Source organism: Neobacillus mesonae (assembly GCF_023715155.1).
GTDB classification, from domain to species: Bacteria; Bacillota; Bacilli; order Bacillales; family Cytobacillaceae; genus Neobacillus; species Neobacillus mesonae_A.
This window is the reverse complement of sequence record NZ_JAMBNQ010000014.1, coordinates 65954-85597: the sequence shown is the minus strand read 5'-3', so window position 1 is coordinate 85597 and position 19644 is coordinate 65954. Positions and strand designations below refer to the sequence as shown.

At 39.6% G+C, this 19644-nt stretch carries 15 protein-coding genes and 1 pseudogene; 15 read left to right on the top strand and 1 reads right to left on the bottom strand.

Going from position 1 to position 19644, the window contains the following annotated elements; all coding sequences use genetic code 11:
• Nucleotides 1–6 precede the first annotated feature (6 nt).
• Nucleotides 7–496, top strand: a pseudogene (locus M3183_RS13610) (transposase); the annotation flags it as partial.
• A gap of 285 nt (nucleotides 497–781) precedes the next feature.
• Here M3183_RS13610 and M3183_RS13605 read toward each other — a convergent pair.
• A complete protein-coding gene (locus tag M3183_RS13605; RefSeq protein ID WP_251470580.1) occupies nucleotides 782–2494 on the bottom strand; it encodes an Rqc2 family fibronectin-binding protein in 1713 nt (570 codons plus the stop codon).
• Between the two features lie 663 nt (nucleotides 2495–3157).
• On the opposite strand from M3183_RS13605, the gene M3183_RS13600 reads away from it, so the two are divergent.
• The 14 genes from M3183_RS13600 (at nucleotide 3158) to rsgA (ending at nucleotide 19644) form a co-directional block, all read left to right on the top strand.
• Complete coding sequence (locus M3183_RS13600) at nucleotides 3158–5836, top strand: calcium-translocating P-type ATPase, SERCA-type (protein WP_251470579.1); 2679 nt, start codon at nucleotides 3158–3160, stop codon at nucleotides 5834–5836.
• 95 nt (nucleotides 5837–5931) lie between these two features.
• Nucleotides 5932–6807 carry a YicC/YloC family endoribonuclease gene (locus tag M3183_RS13595; RefSeq protein WP_251470577.1) on the top strand — a complete coding sequence of 292 codons (876 nt, stop codon included), beginning with the start codon at nucleotides 5932–5934 and terminating at the stop codon, nucleotides 6805–6807.
• Nucleotides 6808–6861: 54 nt separating this feature from the next.
• Nucleotides 6862–7125: an extracellular matrix/biofilm regulator RemA gene (remA, locus tag M3183_RS13590; protein ID WP_251470575.1), complete on the top strand. Its 264-nt coding sequence runs from the start codon at nucleotides 6862–6864 to the stop codon at nucleotides 7123–7125.
• 9 nt (nucleotides 7126–7134) lie between these two features.
• Nucleotides 7135–7749, top strand: coding sequence for a guanylate kinase (gene gmk / locus M3183_RS13585; RefSeq protein ID WP_251470574.1), 615 nt, complete (start codon nucleotides 7135–7137; stop codon nucleotides 7747–7749).
• A 1-nt stretch (nucleotide 7750) separates the two neighbouring features.
• Complete coding sequence (rpoZ, locus tag M3183_RS13580; protein ID WP_251470573.1) at nucleotides 7751–7969, top strand: DNA-directed RNA polymerase subunit omega; 219 nt, start codon at nucleotides 7751–7753, stop codon at nucleotides 7967–7969.
• 422 nt (nucleotides 7970–8391) lie between these two features.
• A complete protein-coding gene (coaBC, locus tag M3183_RS13575; protein ID WP_251470572.1) occupies nucleotides 8392–9615 on the top strand; it encodes a bifunctional phosphopantothenoylcysteine decarboxylase/phosphopantothenate--cysteine ligase CoaBC in 1224 nt (407 codons plus the stop codon).
• Entirely contained in the window at nucleotides 9602–12013 is a 2412-nt protein-coding gene (priA, locus tag M3183_RS13570) for a primosomal protein N' (RefSeq protein WP_251470571.1), read from the top strand. Before coaBC ends, priA begins: the two co-directional genes overlap by 14 nt.
• Nucleotides 12014–12072: 59 nt before the next feature.
• On the top strand, nucleotides 12073–12558 hold the full coding sequence (gene def, locus M3183_RS13565; RefSeq protein ID WP_251470570.1) for a peptide deformylase: 486 nt from the start codon (nucleotides 12073–12075) through the stop codon (nucleotides 12556–12558).
• Complete coding sequence (fmt, locus tag M3183_RS13560; RefSeq protein ID WP_251470569.1) at nucleotides 12555–13499, top strand: methionyl-tRNA formyltransferase; 945 nt, start codon at nucleotides 12555–12557, stop codon at nucleotides 13497–13499. Before def ends, fmt begins: the two co-directional genes overlap by 4 nt.
• Before the next feature lies 1 nt (nucleotide 13500).
• Entirely contained in the window at nucleotides 13501–14865 is a 1365-nt protein-coding gene (gene rsmB / locus M3183_RS13555) for a 16S rRNA (cytosine(967)-C(5))-methyltransferase RsmB (protein WP_251470566.1), read from the top strand.
• A gap of 16 nt (nucleotides 14866–14881) precedes the next feature.
• The gene (gene rlmN, locus M3183_RS13550; protein ID WP_251470564.1) at nucleotides 14882–15973 is read left to right on the top strand and encodes a dual-specificity RNA methyltransferase RlmN; all 1092 of its coding nucleotides are present in this window, start codon (nucleotides 14882–14884) and stop codon (nucleotides 15971–15973) included.
• Nucleotides 15974–15977: 4 nt separating this feature from the next.
• Nucleotides 15978–16724: a Stp1/IreP family PP2C-type Ser/Thr phosphatase gene (locus tag M3183_RS13545; RefSeq protein WP_251470562.1), complete on the top strand. Its 747-nt coding sequence runs from the start codon at nucleotides 15978–15980 to the stop codon at nucleotides 16722–16724.
• Nucleotides 16725–16731: 7 nt separating this feature from the next.
• Nucleotides 16732–18714, top strand: a complete 1983-nt coding sequence (gene pknB, locus M3183_RS13540) for a Stk1 family PASTA domain-containing Ser/Thr kinase (RefSeq protein WP_251470559.1) — start codon at nucleotides 16732–16734, stop codon at nucleotides 18712–18714.
• Between the two features lie 48 nt (nucleotides 18715–18762).
• Nucleotides 18763–19644, top strand: coding sequence for a ribosome small subunit-dependent GTPase A (gene rsgA / locus M3183_RS13535; RefSeq protein ID WP_251470557.1), 882 nt, complete (start codon nucleotides 18763–18765; stop codon nucleotides 19642–19644).

The following is a 19644-nucleotide window of genomic DNA, read 5'->3' as shown; positions in this document are numbered from 1 at the left end:
AGAAATCCCTACTTCACTACCTTCGGTGAAAATTATGAGCGCCGCTTTTACGATACCGATGTGTTCAAGGTCATCTTATACCATATATTGTGAAGGAGATTATGGATAAAGGATTGCTGTCTCCTGACCATATATTCTTAGATTCCACACATGTCAAGGCCAGTGCTAATAAATATGATAAAAGTCGTTCGAAAGGAAACTCGTGCCTATGAAGAGAAACTTCAATTGGAACTCAATTTAGATCGCGAGGAACACGGGAAAAAGCCATTTTCTCCTAAGAAATTTGAAAAGAAGAATGGAAAGAAATTAAGGAAAGTATGGCAGCCCCTGAAAGTGACTGCTATGTGAAAGATGAACGAAACAAACATTTGCATATTCATTCCATTCAACCACCGATGAAAAAGGATTTGTATTAGGAACGATAGTGATTCCAGGAAATGGGCATCTGTTACAGCCTCTTGTCGAGAAGGTTATAGAAAAAGTAAAGAAGCACTTGCCTAGTCTGCTTACGCGTTTCTTTCTATGAATTTATAATAATAGCAAATTGGAATTGGCAACTTGCTTGAAAGGGCTTAAACTAGTTGATTGGATCGGAAGGTGTTTGACTCCTGGGGGGGGAGTTACAGGCGAGACCCCACAGGAGCGTCAGCGACGAGGAGGCTCGCCTGTACGCCTGCGGAAAGCAAAGCGCCTGTAACGGTAATCAACAGACTAGATTCAGAACAGTAAAAATAAAAGGAGGGCTGCCCCTGAAATTTTGACTTTTGGGACACCCTCTTTTTTAATTCTTTTTTAATTTAAGTACTAATTCTTCATCAGGTGTTACGTAAATGGTCTGCTGCTGTTCATAAATAACAAATCCCGGTTTTGCCCCGCTCGGTTTTTTAACATGACGGACTTTAGTAAAATCGACTGGGACGGAGCTTGAGTTTCTTGCTTTGCTAAAATAGGCAGCAAGCATCGCAGCTTCTAAAACCGTTTGATCTGATGGTTCCTTGCTGCGGATAACCACGTGTGAACCTGGAATATCCTTTGTATGGAGCCAAATTTCATCTCTAGCTGCAAGCTTATTAGTTAAATAATCATTTTGTTTATTATTTTTCCCAACAATAATCTCTGTTTGGTCTGTGGATAGAAAGTGGTCGAGCATAGGCTTAGCGTTATGGGTCTTTTTGCCATGCCGCTTTTGCCTTTCACGAATATATCCTCCTTCAATCAGTTCCTCACGAATTTCTTGTAAATCCTTTGGCGAAGCAGTCTCAACCTGTTGCAAAAGGTTTTCAAAATAAGCTGCTTCTTCTTCAGCATGGGCGATTTGCTCAATAACAATAGTTACCGCATTTTTCGCCTTTTGATATTTTGAAAAATATTTTTGGGCATTTTCAGAAGGTGATTTCCTAGGGTCCAGAGGAATCGTGATGGTTCCGCCGGCTTCATCATAATAATTTAGGACTTGGATTTCTTTCATCCCTTTTCTGGCTGCATACAGGTTTGCAGTTAACAGCTCTCCATAACGTTGAAATTTTTCCGCCTGCTCGGCGTCTTTTAATGTTGCTTCAAGCTTTTCAATCTTTTTTTCATTTTTTTCTTTTTCATTAATAATCAGCCGTTCAATATCATGTCCTTGCTGCTTAACACGATCACGTTCCGCTTTACCAAAATAAAAGCGGTCAAGCATTTCACTTAATGTTGAAAATGTTTTTATCTCTCCTTTTACATGTTCAAGCGGGAACATGTAAAAGAACTCTTTCGAATCAGTTGTCATAATAGACGGGCAAAGGTCATGATCAGCAACTTTTTTTACCATATGGATAAAATTATTAGGAACCGTTGTTCGATTGGCAAGACCGCTTTTGAAAATAACTTCTTTTGCAAAAAGCGGTGAGATGCCTGAAAAGTTTTCGACTAATTGTTTGTCCAATTTCCCGGTACTAAAGTCTAATTTACTTAACACATCTTCTTCAACAGCCAAAAAAGGATTCAGCTTATGCTGCTCCGGCGGGAATACATATGGCTGTCCCGGCAGAATGGCACGATAGCTGTTAACAGCAAATGAGATATGCTTGATACTGTCAAGGATTAGATTCCGCGTTTTATCCACTAATACTATATTACTATGCCTTCCCATTATTTCAATGATGAGCTGCTTGTAGCTAAGATCACCTATTTCATTCCTGCCTTTAATTTCAAAAACAATCATCCGATCATTTTCAATCTGATATAAATCTTCCAGTATATGACCCTCAATATGTTTCCTGAGCAGCATACAGAACATTGGCGGTTCACTCGGATTTTCATAAGCTTCATGGGTTATTTGTGCCCGTGAGTAGCTTGGATGTGCTGACAAGAGCAGCTTATGATTCTTTCCTCCTGAGCGTATGATTAAAATCACTTCGTTCTTATATGGCTGATGTACTTTATTAATCCTGCCGCCCTTTAGGAGGCCGGAGAGCTCTTCTGTAATTGCTTTAGTAAATAAACCATCGAATGACATAAAAAACATCCTTTTTTTAGAAATACACTTTTTCATTATATCCTAACTTTATTATTTCTGTCTTATTTATAAGACAAAGTATCATTTTTGCGGCTTGTTCAGCTCCAGTGTCCAAGCAGCTAGTACCTTCTCCATTACCCTGCGATAAGTTAAGCTCGAATTTGCCTCCTGCTCCTGTGCCAAACCATATTCGGAAGAAGCGGCGATCAGCTTGTCGAAAAGACAGAGGACGCTTGTTTAGGCAATAACTTGGCTCTTCGTGTTCCTTTTATCAAAGCTGGATTGCTTCACAAGAAAAGATGCGGCAGGATAAACATCGCACGAAAACAATAGCTTTTTTGAGGCGGCCATACTCCGCTGACGCGGGCACTTCTGCTTTTCTTAATATCCTAGCATTTTTTTGGACGACCCTGAATAAGCTTTCTTTAGGGGTCAGCCTATAAGGATCAGCATAAAGTGAAACTTCAATCAGCGGGGTTTTCTTTCATCCCCCACGGATTGTTAGTTGAACCAATCGGGCTTTTACGGGCGGTTGTCCCCCATCGATACTTCCTGCTTAAGCAAAGCCTTGAAGCGGGGGTCATACTGCCCGTTATGCGGGATAAAAACCGCTGCATAATCCTTTACATTATAGCCGATATAAGGGGGAAGTGAGATGGTCGGATGAAGTTCCATGAGATGGAGATTAAACAAGTAGAAAAGGCCTTAGAAACCGACTTTTCGTCAGGATTAACACAGGATAAGGTGAAAGAAAGGACGAAACAGCACGGATTTAATGAATTGGAAGAAGGGGAAAAGCAGTCCGCATTACTGTTGTTCTTCAGTCAATTTAAAGATTTTATGGTTTTGGTTCTTCTAGCCGCTACATTAATTTCTGGTTTGCTTGGTGAATATATTGATGCGATTGCCATCATAGCCATTGTTATTCTAAATGGTATTCTCGGGTTTTACCAAGAAAGGCGGGCAGAAAAATCACTTCAGGCATTAAAAGAATTATCAGCCCCGCAAGTTTCCGTTCTTCGTGATGGACATTGGATTAAAGTTCCATCGAAGGAAGTTGTGATTGGGGATATATTAAAGTTTTCCAGCGGTGATAGAATCGGTGCAGACGTGAGAATTATTGAATCCAATAGTTTGGAGATAGAAGAATCGGCGCTGACAGGCGAATCTGTTCCTGTAGCTAAGCATTCGGATTGTTTAACAACTCCAAACCCAGGTATTGGGGATATGGAGAATACCGCCTTCATGGGAACAATGGTAACAAGAGGAAGCGGAGTCGGAGTTGTTATGGCAACAGGTATGAAAACTGCTATGGGTCAGATAGCTGGTCTTCTTCAAGGAGCTGAATCCCAAGAAACTCCGCTGCAGAGGCGTTTAGAGCAATTAGGAAAAATTTTAATCACTGTCGCATTGTTTTTAACCGTATTAGTGGTTGCTATTGGTGTTTTACGCGGTCATGAGATCTATACGATGTTTCTAGCTGGTGTTTCATTAGCGGTTGCTGCTATACCTGAAGGATTGCCGGCCATCGTAACAGTAGCGTTATCACTAGGCGTTCAAAAAATGATCAGGCAAAAGGCAATCGTCCGAAAACTGCCGGCCGTTGAAACATTGGGTTGTGCATCTGTTATATGTTCTGATAAAACAGGCACCATGACACAAAACAAAATGACAGTAACCCACTTATGGAGCGGGGAACAAACATGGACAGTTGATGGAATTGGCTACCAGCCAGAGGGAGTATTTTACCGAAATAAACAAAAAGTGAATCCTAAAGAGGAGAAGGCATTACAGCAAATGCTTATATTTGGGATGCTGTGTAACCATTCAGATGTTTACCAAGAAGAGGAAGACTATATTTTAGACGGTGATCCAACAGAAGGAGCACTTTTGGTAAGTGCGATGAAGGCAGGATTTCATCGGGCTAAACTATTAGAGGATTTTACAATCATAAAGGAATTCCCTTTTGATTCGGCCCGAAAAATGATGAGCATTCATGTGAAAGATAAGCAAGGAAGGCATTTTATCGTAACAAAAGGAGCACCGGATGTCATCTTAGGAAATTGTGAATCGATTCTATGGGATGGCAGGAGTCAAATTTTAAATAAAGAAAAACAGACAAAGGTGCAGAATGCGATAAATAATCTGGCATCCAATGCATTGAGAACCATTGCCATTGCTTTTAAACCAATTTCACATAATACCATTATTTTAAGTGAAAAAGAAGCGGAAACCAAACTGACGTTAATTGGGATTCAGGGAATGATTGATCCGCCAAGACCTGAAGTGAAGGATGCGGTGAAGGAGTGCAGGGCTGCTGGTATCAAAACAGTCATGATTACCGGCGATCATGTTATTACTGCAAAAGCAATTGCTTCAGAACTTGGAATTCTAACAAAAAATAGCAAAGTGGTTGAAGGAAAAGAATTAGCAAATATGCCGGTTGAAGAACTTGAAGCTGTTGTTAATGATGTCGCTGTTTTTGCGCGTGTATCTCCTGAACATAAATTAAAAATTGTTAAAGCCTTGCAAAATCGTGGTCATATTGTTGCGATGACAGGTGATGGAGTAAATGACGCACCAGCCATTAAAGCTGCAGATATCGGTGTGGCCATGGGGATAACCGGAACAGATGTCGCAAAAGAGGCATCCTCACTTGTGTTATTAGACGATAACTTTGCTACAATAAAAGGAGCTATCAAAGAAGGCAGAAATATCTATGAAAATATTCGAAAGTTTGTTCGTTATTTATTAGCATCCAATGTGGGCGAAATATTAGTTATGTTGTTTGCCATGATTTTGGCTCTGCCGTTACCATTAATTCCAATTCAAATTCTTTGGGTTAATCTAGTAACGGATGGACTGCCGGCAATGGCTTTAGGACTGGATAAGCCGGAAGAAAATGTGATGAAACGGGGGCCTAGAAGTCCGAATGAAGGTGTCTTCTCCCGCGGTTTAGGCTGGAAGGTCATATCGCGAGGATTTTTAATTGGTTTAGTAACGTTAATAGCCTTTATGGTTGTTTATCACGATGATCCTGATCAATTGCAATATGCTCAAACAGTTGCCTTTGCAACACTGGTTATGGCCCAGCTAATTCATGTGTTTGACTGCCGCAGTGAAATTTCCATATTGTCCCGAAATCCATTCGGAAATCAATATCTTGTATGGGCAGTTATATCTTCGCTGGTATTAATGTTAGTAGTCATTTATTACCCGCCGCTGCAGCCAGTTTTCCATACATTACCGATAGAAGCAGAAGATTGGCTTTTAATTATTGGATTATCTTCGATTCCAACTTTTTTACTAGCAGGTTCATTTTTGTTAAGAAAAACAAAATAAAGTATGATATAATCCAAAAGGTGATAGAATTGCTCTATTACCTTTTGGATTTTTAATTTAAATCCAGCCTTTCAAAGAAATGGATGTGCGTAATAATGGTAATAAGTATGACAGGCTTTGGAAGAGGAAAGGCAGAGTCAGAGGCTTTTTTAGTCAATGTGGAAATAAAAACTGTAAACCATAGATTTAGCGAAATGAATATCCGGCTGCCTAGACAATTGTTAAAAATAGAGGATAAAATTAAAAAGAAAATCAATCAATATATACGCCGCGGCAGAATTGAGGTTTATGTCAGTGTGGAAGGCGAAGGTGTCATAACCCGTAGAATTCATGTTGATTGGCAGCTGATTGACGAATACTATCAATTTATCCAGCAGGCAAGAGAACTGTACGGAATTAAAGGAGAAATAACCTTTCAGGATTTGTTAAGTCAGACAGATCTCATACATATAGAAGAAAATGAATCGGATAATGAAGCGCTTGATCATTTAGTTCTGCTGGCAGTTGAAGAAGCGGTGAAACAGCTTAAACAAATGCGGGCAGCTGAGGGAGAAGAACTAAAACAGGATCTTCAGTCGATTATTGCCCAATTGGAACAACATATAGGCGAACTTGAAACATATGCTCCTGTGGTGGTGCAGTTATACAAAGACCGTGTAACCAAAAGAATGCAGGAATACTTGAATGGACAAGTAGATGAAGCCAGGATTTTAACGGAAGTGGCGATTTTTGCTGAAAAAGCGGACATAAATGAAGAAATAACAAGATTAAAAAGCCATATTGGGCAATTTACCCAAACCTTAAATGTTAATGACCCTATTGGAAGAAAACTTGATTTTCTTGTACAGGAAATGAACCGGGAAGCTAATACGATCGGGTCAAAAGCAAATGATTCAAATATTGCCAAAAAGGTAGTGGAAATGAAGAGTTTGCTCGAAAAACTGAAGGAACAAGTACAAAATATTGAATAGAATGGTTTACAAAAAGTTTGACACGGTCAAAATATTTATGATTGGATGGTTTTCATGGGGATAAAATTAATTAATATTGGATTTGGAAATATTGTTTCAGCGAATCGGATTATTTCTATTGTCAGTCCGGAGTCCGCACCCATTAAAAGAATTATTCAAGATGCACGTGACCGTGGATCATTGATTGATGCTACATATGGAAGGCGTACCCGGGCGGTAATTGTTATGGACAGCGATCATGTAATTCTTTCCGCTGTTCAGCCGGAAACAGTTGCCCATCGTTTATCGGACCGTGATGAGACTATTGATGAAGGGTAGGATTTTTTAATGCAGGAAAAAGGGTTGCTCATTGTACTTTCTGGACCATCTGGAGTTGGAAAAGGAACGGTTCGGAAGGAGATTTTTTCTCAGGCAGATACTGCTTTTGAATATTCCATTTCGGTCACTACCCGAAAGCCGCGTGAAGGTGAAGTCGATGGGGTGGATTATTTTTTCAGAACACGAGAAGAATTTGAAGCGTTAATACGAGATGGAAAACTATTGGAATATGCCGAATTTGTCGGCAACTATTATGGTACACCCGTTGATTATGTCCGCCAAACTTTGGATGAGGGAAAGGATGTCTTTCTTGAAATCGAAGTTAAAGGGGCACGTCAGGTTCGTGAGAAATTTCCGGAAGGCTTATTCATATTCCTAATGCCGCCGAGTTTATCCGAGTTGAAAAACCGCATTGTGACTAGAGGAACAGAGACAGATGACATCATTAATAATCGGATGCTTACTGCCCGTGAAGAAATTGAAATGATGGAATTGTATGATTATGTGGTCGTAAATGATCAAGTAGAGCTTGCCTGTGAGCGTATCAAGTCCATTGTTGTGGCTGAACATTGCCGCAGGGAAAGAGTAGAGCATATCTATAAAAAATTGCTGGAGGTTGAATAATATGTTATACCCATCGATTGATTCATTATTAGAAAAAATTGATTCCAAATATTCGCTTGTATCGGTTGCTGCAAAACGTGCTAGAATTATGCAAATAGAAAAGAATGAGCGGCTGCCAAAATATGTTTCTTATAAATATGTTGGAAAAGCACTAGAAGAAATTGATGGCGGTGTACTCACATACCGTATTGCTAACAGAGCAGAAACAATGGAAGAGTAATCATTTTTTAGCAAAAAGTATATGATGAAATAGACAAGGTCTGACGAAAAGGAAACACCCTTATGTCAGCCTTTTTTATTTAATAGATTTTTGTCGAATTAAGAAGGAAAATAGTGAAAAAAAGTTTTTGTTCCATCATAATAGATATAAGAAAAGTGTAAGCGCCTTGCTGCAGTCTTAAGAATAGAACTGTTCTTACCTGAAAACTGTATTTTGACTCTTAGGAGCACATTTAGGTGACCCCAAGCTGCTTAAAGCTATCGCTTATCACAAGAAATTCGAAGGAACTTATTTAAGACCGAGAACTGGCTGTGAGCTCCATGAAAAAGCTGATGCTGCCGAAGTTTTCCTTTGAAGATGGACAATTCTTAAAATCGAAAATTATACATTTTATTTTATAAGAAAAAGTGGGGGAATGATTGATGCTAAAGGATAAAAAAATATTACTTTGCGTAACAGGGGGGATTGCTGTTTACAAGGCTGCAGCTCTGACTAGTAAACTTGTTCAGGCAGGTGCATATGTTAAGGTTATGTTAAGCGATTCAGCCGCAAAGTTTGTTACCCCTTTAACCTTTCAGGCATTATCCCGCAATGAGGTATATACAGACACCTTTGACGAAAAAAATCCACAGGTTATCGCACATATTGATTTAGCTGACTGGGCAGATCTTATCCTTGTTGCCCCGGCAACAGCCAATACAATTGCAAAGTTAGCCGGAGGGATTGCTGATAATATGATTACAACTACTTTGCTTGCATCCACAGCCCCGGTCTGGATAGCTCCGGCAATGAATGTACATATGTACGGTCATCCTGCTGTTCAAAAGAATCTTTCAATTTTAGCAGAATATGGGTATCAATTTATTGAACCAAGTGAAGGGTATCTTGCCTGCGGATATGTGGGAAAAGGACGTTTGGAAGAACCAGAGAAAATTGTAGAAATCATGAATCATTTTTTCGCAAAAGGAACAAATCCATCATTAAAAGGTAAAACAGTGTTAATTACTGCGGGACCTACCCGTGAAAAAATTGACCCGGTTCGTTTTATCTCAAACCGATCCACTGGTAAAATGGGTTATGCTTTAGCAGAGGAAGCTAAAAAGCAGGGGGCTCGAGTCATCTTGGTATCAGGGCCTGTTGCTCTTGATCCGCCTGCAGGTATAGAAGTTGTGAAAGTGGAAAGTGCAGAAGAAATGTATTCTGCTGTTCTCAAGTTTTTTGACCAGGCAGACGTTGTCATTAAGACAGCTGCTGTATCGGATTATCGGCCGAGAATCGTCTATGATCATAAGGTTAAAAAACAAGATGGAAATGCAGCCATAGAACTTGAAAGAACTAAAGATATATTGTTTGAACTGGGGCAAAGGAAAACGAAACAAACACTAATTGGCTTTGCTGCAGAAACGAATAATGTGGAAGAATATGCGCAAAAGAAACTGAAAAAGAAAAATGCAGACATGATTGTTGCCAATAATGTCAAGACCAATGGGGCAGGATTTGGAACGGATACAAACATTGTCACTCTTTATAAAAAAAATGGTTCGAAATTAGAATTGCCGATTATGTCCAAAACTGCAGTTGCAGGAAAAATTTTAGAAGAAGTAAGTTCCCTTTTGAAGGATAGGGGTAAAAATGAAAATAGCTAGTGTGATAGTCGATGTTCCGGCAAAACATACAGATAAACCATTTGATTATTTAATTCCTGAGGAATGGCAGGATACGTTACAGCCGGGCATGAGGGTGATAGTTCCATTTGGACCGAGAAAGATTCAGGGATTTGTCATTGGTATTAAGTCAGAATCCGAAGTAAAGCAGTTAAGAGAAATCATTGAGCCAATGGACCTTAAACCGGTATTGAACAAAGAATTATTGGATCTTGGTAATTGGTTAACGGAAACATCCCTTTGCTTTAAAATTTTTGCGTTCCAGGTCATGCTTCCAGCAGCATTAAAAGCAAAGTATGAGAAAAAGGTAAGGCTTGCCCCTGGAGTTATCGAAGATTCTCTCCCGGCTTCTATCCAAGAATTGTTTATAGGTAATAAAAGTCTTGACTGGGAAGAAGCATTAAAAAGTGACCTTGTTCCAATTCTACAGAAAGAGGCAGCAAAAGGAAATCTCGAAGTGGTCTATATCGTAAAGGAAAGGGTGAAGAAAAAACACGTTAAGTTTGTTCGCCCAGCTGGAACAGCCGAAAACCTTGCTAGAGAAGCGGATCAGCTGCCGGCCAATGCTGAAAAGCAAAAACAGATAATAGAATACTTCATTCTTCATCCAGATCCAATTGAATTGAAACAGCTGCTGTCCGACGTCCATACTTCGTCTTCAACCGTCCATGCTCTTATTGAAAAAAGAGTTCTATTGGAGCAGGAAATGGAGGTATACCGTGATCCTTATGAAAATCGAATATTCGACCATACCACACCATTACCTTTAACGGATGCACAAACAAAAGCTATTACACCAGTTCTTTCTTCAATAGAAGAAAACAGGCACGAAGTATTTTTACTATACGGCGTAACGGGAAGCGGTAAGACAGAAGTTTATCTGCAATCAATCCAAAAGGTGATTGAAAAAGGCAAGGAGGCCATCGTTCTAGTACCGGAAATTTCTTTAACACCGCAAATGGTCAATCGTTTTAAAGGAAGGTTCGGTGATTTAGTTGCCGTCCTGCACAGCGGCCTGTCTGCCGGCGAGAAATATGATGAGTGGCGTAAGATACAACGTAAAGAAGTGAAGGTTGTTGTCGGTGCAAGGTCAGCTGTATTTGCTCCATTTGAAAATATCGGCATTATTATTATTGATGAAGAACATGAAACAAGCTATAAGCAGGAAGATATGCCGCGTTATCATGCAAGGGATGTAGCAATTGAAAGGGCAAAAACCTATCAGTGTCCAGTTGTGCTTGGAAGCGCAACACCGTCTTTAGAAACATTTGCACGGGCACAAAAAAAAGTGTACCACTTATTGACTTTGTCAAGCAGGATGAACAATCAGCCATTGCCCTCAGTTGAAATTGTGGATATGCGGGAGGAACTGCGTGCTGGAAACCGTTCCATGTTTTCTAGGAAGCTTTTTGAAATGTTAAAAGACCGCCTTGAAAAAAAACAGCAATCTGTCTTATTTTTAAATAAGAGAGGGCATTCTTCCTTTGTAATGTGCCGGGATTGCGGATATGTCGTGAATTGCCCGAATTGTGATATCTCGCTGACATACCATCGAGCAGGAAATCGGATGAAATGTCATTACTGTGGATATGAAAGTCATATACCTAAGACCTGTCCCGAATGCTCAAGTGAGTATATCCGCTATTTTGGGACTGGGACACAAAAAGTAGAGGATGAGCTGGGAAAAATATTACCTGAAGCGAGAGTAATCCGGATGGATGTTGATACAACAAGCCGGAAAGGATCGCATGAAAAATTATTGAAAGAATTTAAGGACGGCAAGGCTGACATTCTATTAGGAACACAAATGATTGCAAAAGGCTTAGATTTCCCGAACATTACTCTTGTAGGTGTCTTGTCTGCAGATACGATGCTCCACCTGCCAGACTTTCGCTCTTCTGAAAAGACATTTCAGTTATTAACTCAAGTAAGCGGACGAGCTGGAAGGCACCAATTACCTGGTGAGGTAGTCATTCAAACCTATACGCCGGAGCATTACAGCATAGAACTTGCAGGAACTCAAAATTATGATTTCTTTTACCAGCGTGAAATGATGGTACGGAAAACACATCATTACCCGCCATTTTACTTTCTAACACTTATTACCATTTCACATGAGCAATTAATGACCGTAGTGGCGGAAACAGAGAAAATTGTTAGATTTATCCGGTCGCAGGTATCAAATCAAACGGTAATATTAGGACCTGCAGCATCCCCCATTCCAAGGATTAATAATAGATATCGTTATCAATGTTTGATAAAATACAAACGGGAACCGAATCTAACAAATATTCTTAGGAAAATTCTTGATCAATATCAAAAAGAATCGAAAAATGGACTGTTAGTTTCGATTGATGTTAACCCGTTTATCTTAATGTAATTCGGGCGAAAATGATAATTAATAAATACTTATATAGAGATTGTAACGGAGGAACTATTTTGGCAGTACGCAGAATCGTAAACTACCCAGCAGAAATTTTAGAACATAAATGTAAAGAAGTAGTAAAGTTTGATAAGAAACTAGGAAAAGTGCTGGACGATATGTATGACACAATGATTGAATTCGATGGCGTTGGGCTCGCAGCCCCGCAGATAGGCTTAGATGCAAGAATTGCTGTTGTTGATATTGATGATGAGTCAGGAACAATCGAAATGATTAATCCTGTTATTTTAGAGCAGCAGGGTGAACAAACAGGCCCAGAGGGATGCCTTAGTTTTCCAGGATTATATGGAGAAGTGACAAGACCTAATTATGTAAGGATTGAAGCATTTGACAGGAAAGGCAGGAAATATACGCTTGAGGCGGAAGAATTTCTTGCTAGGGCCATTCAGCATGAAATTGATCATCTTGATGGAATTTTATTTACATCAAAAGTAACGAGATATCTTAAGGAAGATGAGCTGGAAGGAGTTGAAGGGGAATGACGAAGATCGTTTTTATGGGTACACCTGACTTTTCCGTTCCAGTATTGAGGCAGATTATTCAGGATGGCTATGAGGTGATTGGAGTTGTAACCCAGCCTGATCGACCTGTTGGACGTAAAAAACAATTAACACCGCCCCCTGTTAAAGTAGAAGCGATTAAGCAGGGGATTCCCGTGTTTCAGCCGGAAAAGATCCGCAAGCCGGATGAATTGCAAAAAATATTAGATTTAAAGCCGGATTTAATTATTACAGCAGCTTTCGGTCAAATTTTACCAAAGGAACTTCTTGAGGCACCTCAATATGGCTGTATCAATGTTCACGCATCCCTTCTTCCGGAGCTTCGCGGAGGTGCGCCTATTCATTATGCAATATTACAAGGCAAGAAGAAAACAGGGGTCACCATTATGTATATGGCGGAAAAATTGGATGCAGGCGATATTTTAACTGCTGTGGAAGTACCCATTACTGAAGAAGATAATGTCGGTACAATGCATGATAAGCTTAGTGAAGCGGGAGCTGAATTATTATCGGAAACCCTGCCTAAATTGTTAGCAGGAAGTCTGACGCCGATTCCTCAAATTGATGCTGATGCTACTTTTGCTCCAAATATAAAAAGAGAGCAGGAGAAAATAGATTGGACGAAGACAGGCGAGGAAATATACAACCACATTCGCGGCTTAAATCCTTGGCCTGTATCTTTTACAACATTAAATGGATTGGTAATGAAAATTTGGAAGGCGGAAAAGGTTCATAATCAAAGCAGCGGTGAGCCGGGCACCATTATAAAAATAGAGCCAAGTGGACTAGTCGTAAAGAGTGGTAATGACACTGCATTAAAAATTACAGAACTGCAGCCGTCCGGGAAAACAAGGATGGCAAGTGAACAATTTTTACGGGGAGCAGGAGCAAAAATTTCTTTGGGCACTAAATTAGGAGAATGACATGACAACCAAGACCAAAAAAAATGTCCGTGAAACGGCATTAGATTTGCTTAATGCAATTGAAAAAAACCAGTCTTACAGCAATTTACTGCTTAATAATGAAATTAATAAGCAAAAGCTCCCGCCAAAAGATATAGGTCTTTTAACTGAATTAATTTATGGAACCCTGCAAAGAAAAATGACGCTTGATTTCTATTTAACTCCATTTCTTAAAAACAGTAAAAAGCTGGAGAATTGGGTGCTGCAGCTGTTAAGGGTGACTCTTTATCAAATGGTTTATCTTGATAAAATACCTGATCGGGCAGCTATACATGAAGCGGTTGAAATTGCCAAGAAAAGAGGACATAAAGGGATTGCCGGACTTGTTAACGGAGTGTTAAGAACAATACAGCGTGAAGGGCTGCCGGCCATTGAAACAATAGCCGAACCGTTAGAGCGATTGGCAATCGGAACCAGTCATCCCGAATGGCTTGTGAAAAGATGGGCTGAACAATTTGGCTATGAAAAAACAAAACAGATGTGTGAGATCAACTTAACAGCGCCTCTGCAGACGGGGCGGGTAAATGTAACAAAAATTTCCCGTGATGAATGTGTCCGACTACTTGAGGAGGAAGGTTTTCAAATAGAAGCAAGTCCAATTATTCCTGAGGCAATCCGCTCGCTAAAAGGAAACTTGGCTTCATCCAAAGCTTTTGACCGTGGTCTGCTTACCATCCAGGATGAGAGCTCAATGCTGGTTGCTTATGCGCTTGGTGTGAAGGAAAACGAAACGGTTTTAGATGCATGTGCCGCCCCTGGGGGAAAAAGCACTCATATTGCTGAAAAATTAAACCGAACGGGTGAAGTGATTTCCATTGATTTACATGAACATAAAGTTAAATTAATCAATGATAATGCAAGCAGGCTTGATTTGAGTAATATACATCCGCTTGTTTTGGATTCCAGAATGGTTGGAGAGCATTTCAGTAGTGAATCGTTTGACCGTGTCCTGCTTGATGCGCCATGCTCAGGCCTTGGAGTGATGAGAAGAAAGCCAGATATCAAGTATCGAAAGCAGGAACAAGACGTAGAACAGCTAAGCAGAGTCCAACAAAAACTGCTGAATGCTGTTGCTCCTTTGGTTAAAAAAGAGGGCATACTTGTTTATAGTACCTGTACGGTTGATAAACAGGAAAATGAATTGGCCATTCAAGCATTTTTAAAGGATCATCCGGAATTTGAAAAAGATAATTCGCTGAAAAATAGAATGCCTGAGGCAATCCGGCCATTGATGACAAGCTTTGATTTGCAAATATTTCCTCAGGATTTTGGCTCAGACGGGTTTTATATAGCAGCATTAAAGAAAATACCAACCAAAACAAAATAGAAAGAAGGTGTTACAGTTGGAACAGATTACTACAACTGAGACAAAGACTGAAAAAGCAGAAAAGAAAAAATCAATTTATTCCCTCCAGCTTCAGGAGTTAAAAGATTGGCTGCAGGAGAATGGAGAAAAGCCTTTCAGAGCTGAGCAAATTTTTGATTGGCTATACAAAAAAAGGGTTGCTGATTTTGAAGATATGAGCAATCTGTCTAAGGGATTGAGGGAAAAGCTTGCAAATCAATTCCAAATAACAACATTAAATACAGTTATTCAGCAAACATCTTCCGACGGAACGATTAAATTCCTATTTGAACTTCATGATGGTTTTTCCATTGAAACAGTCTTAATGCGTCACGATTACGGAAACTCTGTTTGTGTCACAACACAAGTTGGGTGCCGGATTGGCTGTACCTTTTGTGCCTCCACTCTTGGCGGATTAAAACGCCACCTTGAAGCAGGTGAAATTGTAGCACAGGTTGTAAAGGTTCAAAAAGCGTTGGATGAATCCGATGAAAGAGTAAGTTCAGTTGTCATCATGGGCATAGGAGAGCCGTTTGATAATTATGATAATATGCTTTCATTTTTAAAAATTATCAACCATGAAAAAGCGCTAAATATTGGGGCACGTCATATAACGGTTTCAACGAGCGGGATTGTTCCTAAGATATATAAATTTGCTGATGAAAATATGCAAATTAACTTTGCCGTCTCGCTTCATGCACCAAACACTGAGCTGCGAACCAAATTAATGCCAATCAATAAAGCATTTAAACTTGATGACTTAATGAAAGCAGTAAGGTATTATATCGATAAAACAGGTCGCCGGGTCAGTTTCGAATATGGTCTCTTCGGTGGTGTAAATGATTCAACTGAACATGCAGAAGAATTGGCTGATTTAATTACAGATCTTAAATGCCATGTGAATCTTATTCCGGTAAACTATGTACCTGAACGAGACTATGTCCGTACACCTAGGGAAAAGATTTTTGCATTTGAAAAGACATTGAAAAATCGCGGAATTAATGTAACAATACGCCGTGAGCATGGGCATGACATTGATGCAGCATGCGGTCAGCTTCGTGCGAAGGAGCGAAAAGAAGAGACGAGGTGAAGGTATGAAAGCGGTATTTAAAACAGACAAAGGGAAAGTCCGCCACCATAATGAGGATGCTGGCGGCATCTTTGTCAACCAGGATGGCAGCCGCCTGGCCATTGTAGCCGATGGAATGGGCGGTCACCGTGCAGGTGATGTTGCGAGTGAGATGAGTGTTACTCATTTAAAAAATGAATGGGAAGCGGCCAAAGACATTATAACAGCGGATGATGCCGAAAAATGGCTGCAGGATCAAATAACAGCTGTCAATGATATTCTATTGGAGCATGCCACGAATAATGCTGAGTGTGACGGAATGGGAACAACCATTGTTGCTGCCATCACAACGGACCGCTTTGCTACACTTGCAAATATAGGGGACAGCAGAGGATATATATTAAATGAATCTGGTTTTAAGCAGATTACTGAAGATCATTCGCTTGTAAATGAATTAGTTAGATCAGGCCAGATATCCAAGGAAGATGCCGAACATCATCCTCGAAAAAATGTTTTACTTCGTGCATTGGGAACGGAAAAAACAGTCGAAATTGACATCAAAACGATTATTTTTGAAGAAGGAGACATCCTATTACTGTGTTCCGATGGCCTTTCTAATAAAGTAAATTTGAAAGAAATGTCAGATATTCTGTTAAATGACGATCAACTGGATGTGAAAGCCGGGACGCTTATTTCGCTAGCAAATGAAAATGGCGGAGAGGACAACATTACCTTAGTAATTGCCGAGTTTTCTGAGGGCATTAAGGGGTGATGTTTAAATGATAATTGGTAGAAGACTAAACGGCCGCTATAAAATCTTGAATATTATTGGCGGCGGCGGCATGGCCAATGTCTACCTAGCTCATGACATGATATTAGATCGAGATGTAGCAGTAAAGATGCTTCGGCTTGATTTTGCGAATGATGAAGAATTTATCAGAAGATTTCATAGAGAAGCCCAATCTGCTACAAGTCTTAATCACCCGAATATCGTCAATATATATGATGTTGGGGAAGAAAATGAACTTTATTATATTGTAATGGAATATGTTGACGGCCAAACACTTAAACAATACATACAGCAGCACTCTCCCTTGAGAGTAGAAGAAGCGGTCGAGATTATGAGTCAGCTGACATCAGCCATTTCTCATGCTCATCATAATCACATTATCCATCGAGATATTAAACCGCATAATATTTTGATAGACAATGAAGGTAATGTGAAAATTACTGACTTTGGGATTGCCATGGCTCTTAGTGCAACAGCCATCACTCAAACGAATTCGGTTTTAGGATCTGTTCATTACTTATCTCCTGAACAGGCCCGGGGTGGAATGGCAAATAGAAAGTCTGATATTTATTCATTGGGAATTGTTATGTTTGAATTATTAACCGGAAGACTGCCTTTTTCAGGTGAATCCGCTGTTTCCATTGCTCTTAAGCATCTTCAATCAGAAACACCATCTGTACGAAGATGGAGTCCAAATATACCTCAAAGCGTGGAAAATATAGTTTTAAAAGCAACTGCTAAGGATCCGTTTCACCGATACGATACGGTAGATGAAATGGGAGAGGACCTTCGGACAGCTCTTAATCCAGATAGGATGAATGAACCTAAGTTTTCCATTCCTATCGATGATGAAGCAACCAAAGCGATTCCAATTATCACTGATGATAAACAATTGAAAAATTTGGATGATACGTTAATTCATGCTGTGGAAAAACCTATTGAGAAGCCAGCCGATACCTGGAAGGAGAAGGATGGAAAAAATAAAGGTAAGGATAAAAAAAGAAAGAAATGGCCAATAGTCGTTATTTCTATCTTTTTAGTATTAGCCATTTTAGGAATATTATCTGTATTATTTTTACCAGGAATACTTTCGGCAAAGGATGTAAAAGTTCCGGATGTAAGCGGATTGGAATTAAATGAGGCGATTTCGAAGTTAAAAGATAATGGGCTTGGCATTGATAAAAAAATTAAGTTGACAGATGAAAAAGTCAAGGAAGGATTAATTATTAAAACAGATCCCCCGGCAGGTGATATAGTAAAAGAGGAATCAAAAGTCAATATTTATATCAGTCTCGGGAAAGAAAAAGTGGAACTATCTAATTATGTCGGAAGAACATATGATGATGTCCTTCAACTTTTATCAAACGATAATTTTAAAGATATTAAAAAGATAGAGAAGCATGATGACAGTGAATCTGGGACCATTCTCAGTCAAAGTCTTCCGGAAGGAGAAAAAGTAGTCCCGGAAGATACGGTCTTGGAATTTGAGGTGAGTATTGGCCCTGAAACTGTTACATTAGCGGATTTGACCCAATATAGTTTAAAAGGTGCGAAGGATTACGCCGCTTCAGTGGGATTAACCTTGGATGCATCACAGGAACAATATGATGACAAAGTTCCTGCTGGAATGATTATTTCACAATCACCAAAAGAAGGAACAGAACTTAAAAAAGGTGAGAAAGTAACAGTCGTTATCTCAAAGGGTGAAAAACCTCCTAAAAAGGTAGTGAAAGAAATTACAATCCCATATGAACCTGACCCGGAAAACCCGGATAAAGAACAGATTGTCCAGGTATATATTGACGATCTTTACCGTACGATGACAGAACCGACAGACACCTTCTCTATAAAAGAAACAAAAAAAATAACCATTGAATTAATCATCCCTTACGGTAAAAAAGCGGGTTACAGGATTATGAAGGATAATAGTGTATTTACAGAAGATGTCATTAATTATTCAGATGTAGATTAATCAGAAACTTAAGATAATAAGGGATTAGAGCTCCCAAGGAGTGATGCTATGCCTGAAGGAAAGATTATCAAAGCTTTAAGCGGTTTTTATTATGTTCTTGATGACGATCACTTAATTCAATGCCGTGGCCGGGGGATATTCCGAAAAAATAAGATTACTCCCTTGGTTGGGGATGAAGTAGTATTTCAAGCTGAAAATGACCAAGAAGGCTATATTTTAGAAATTAAAGATCGCAAGAATGAATTACAGCGCCCTCCAATCGCGAATGTTGACCAGGCAATTTTGGTTTTTTCGGCAGTGGAACCAGATTTCAGTCCGGCGTTGTTAGACCGCTTTCTAGTTTTGGTTGAATTTAACCATATAAAACCTTTGATTTGTATTACCAAAATGGATCTCACAAACGATGAACAAAAAGAACGGATATCAACCTATGCCAAAAATTATACAGAGGCCGGATATGAAGTCATCCTGACTTCTTCTGAAACAGAGACTGGGATTGATTTGTTAAATCCGCATTTAGAACATAAAATTTCTGTCTTCGCCGGCCAATCCGGTGTAGGCAAGTCTTCTTTGCTAAATGCTTTGAGGCCGGAACTTGAATTAAAAACAAATAATATTTCCTCCCACTTAGGCAGAGGAAAGCATACAACAAGGCATGTAGAGTTGATTAAAATTGGACATGGACTTGTGGCAGATACACCAGGTTTCAGCTCATTAGAGTTTTTAAATATTGACCCGGAGGATTTGACCCATTGTTTTCCAGAACTTCTGCAGGCGAGTGAGAATTGCAAGTTTCGCGGATGTCTGCACTTAAAAGAACCAAAATGTGGAGTAAAGGAAAGAGTAGAAATCGGAGAAATTCCCGCATACCGCTATGAACATTATGTGGATTTTCTACGAGAAATTAAAGAGAGAAAGCCGAGGTATTAA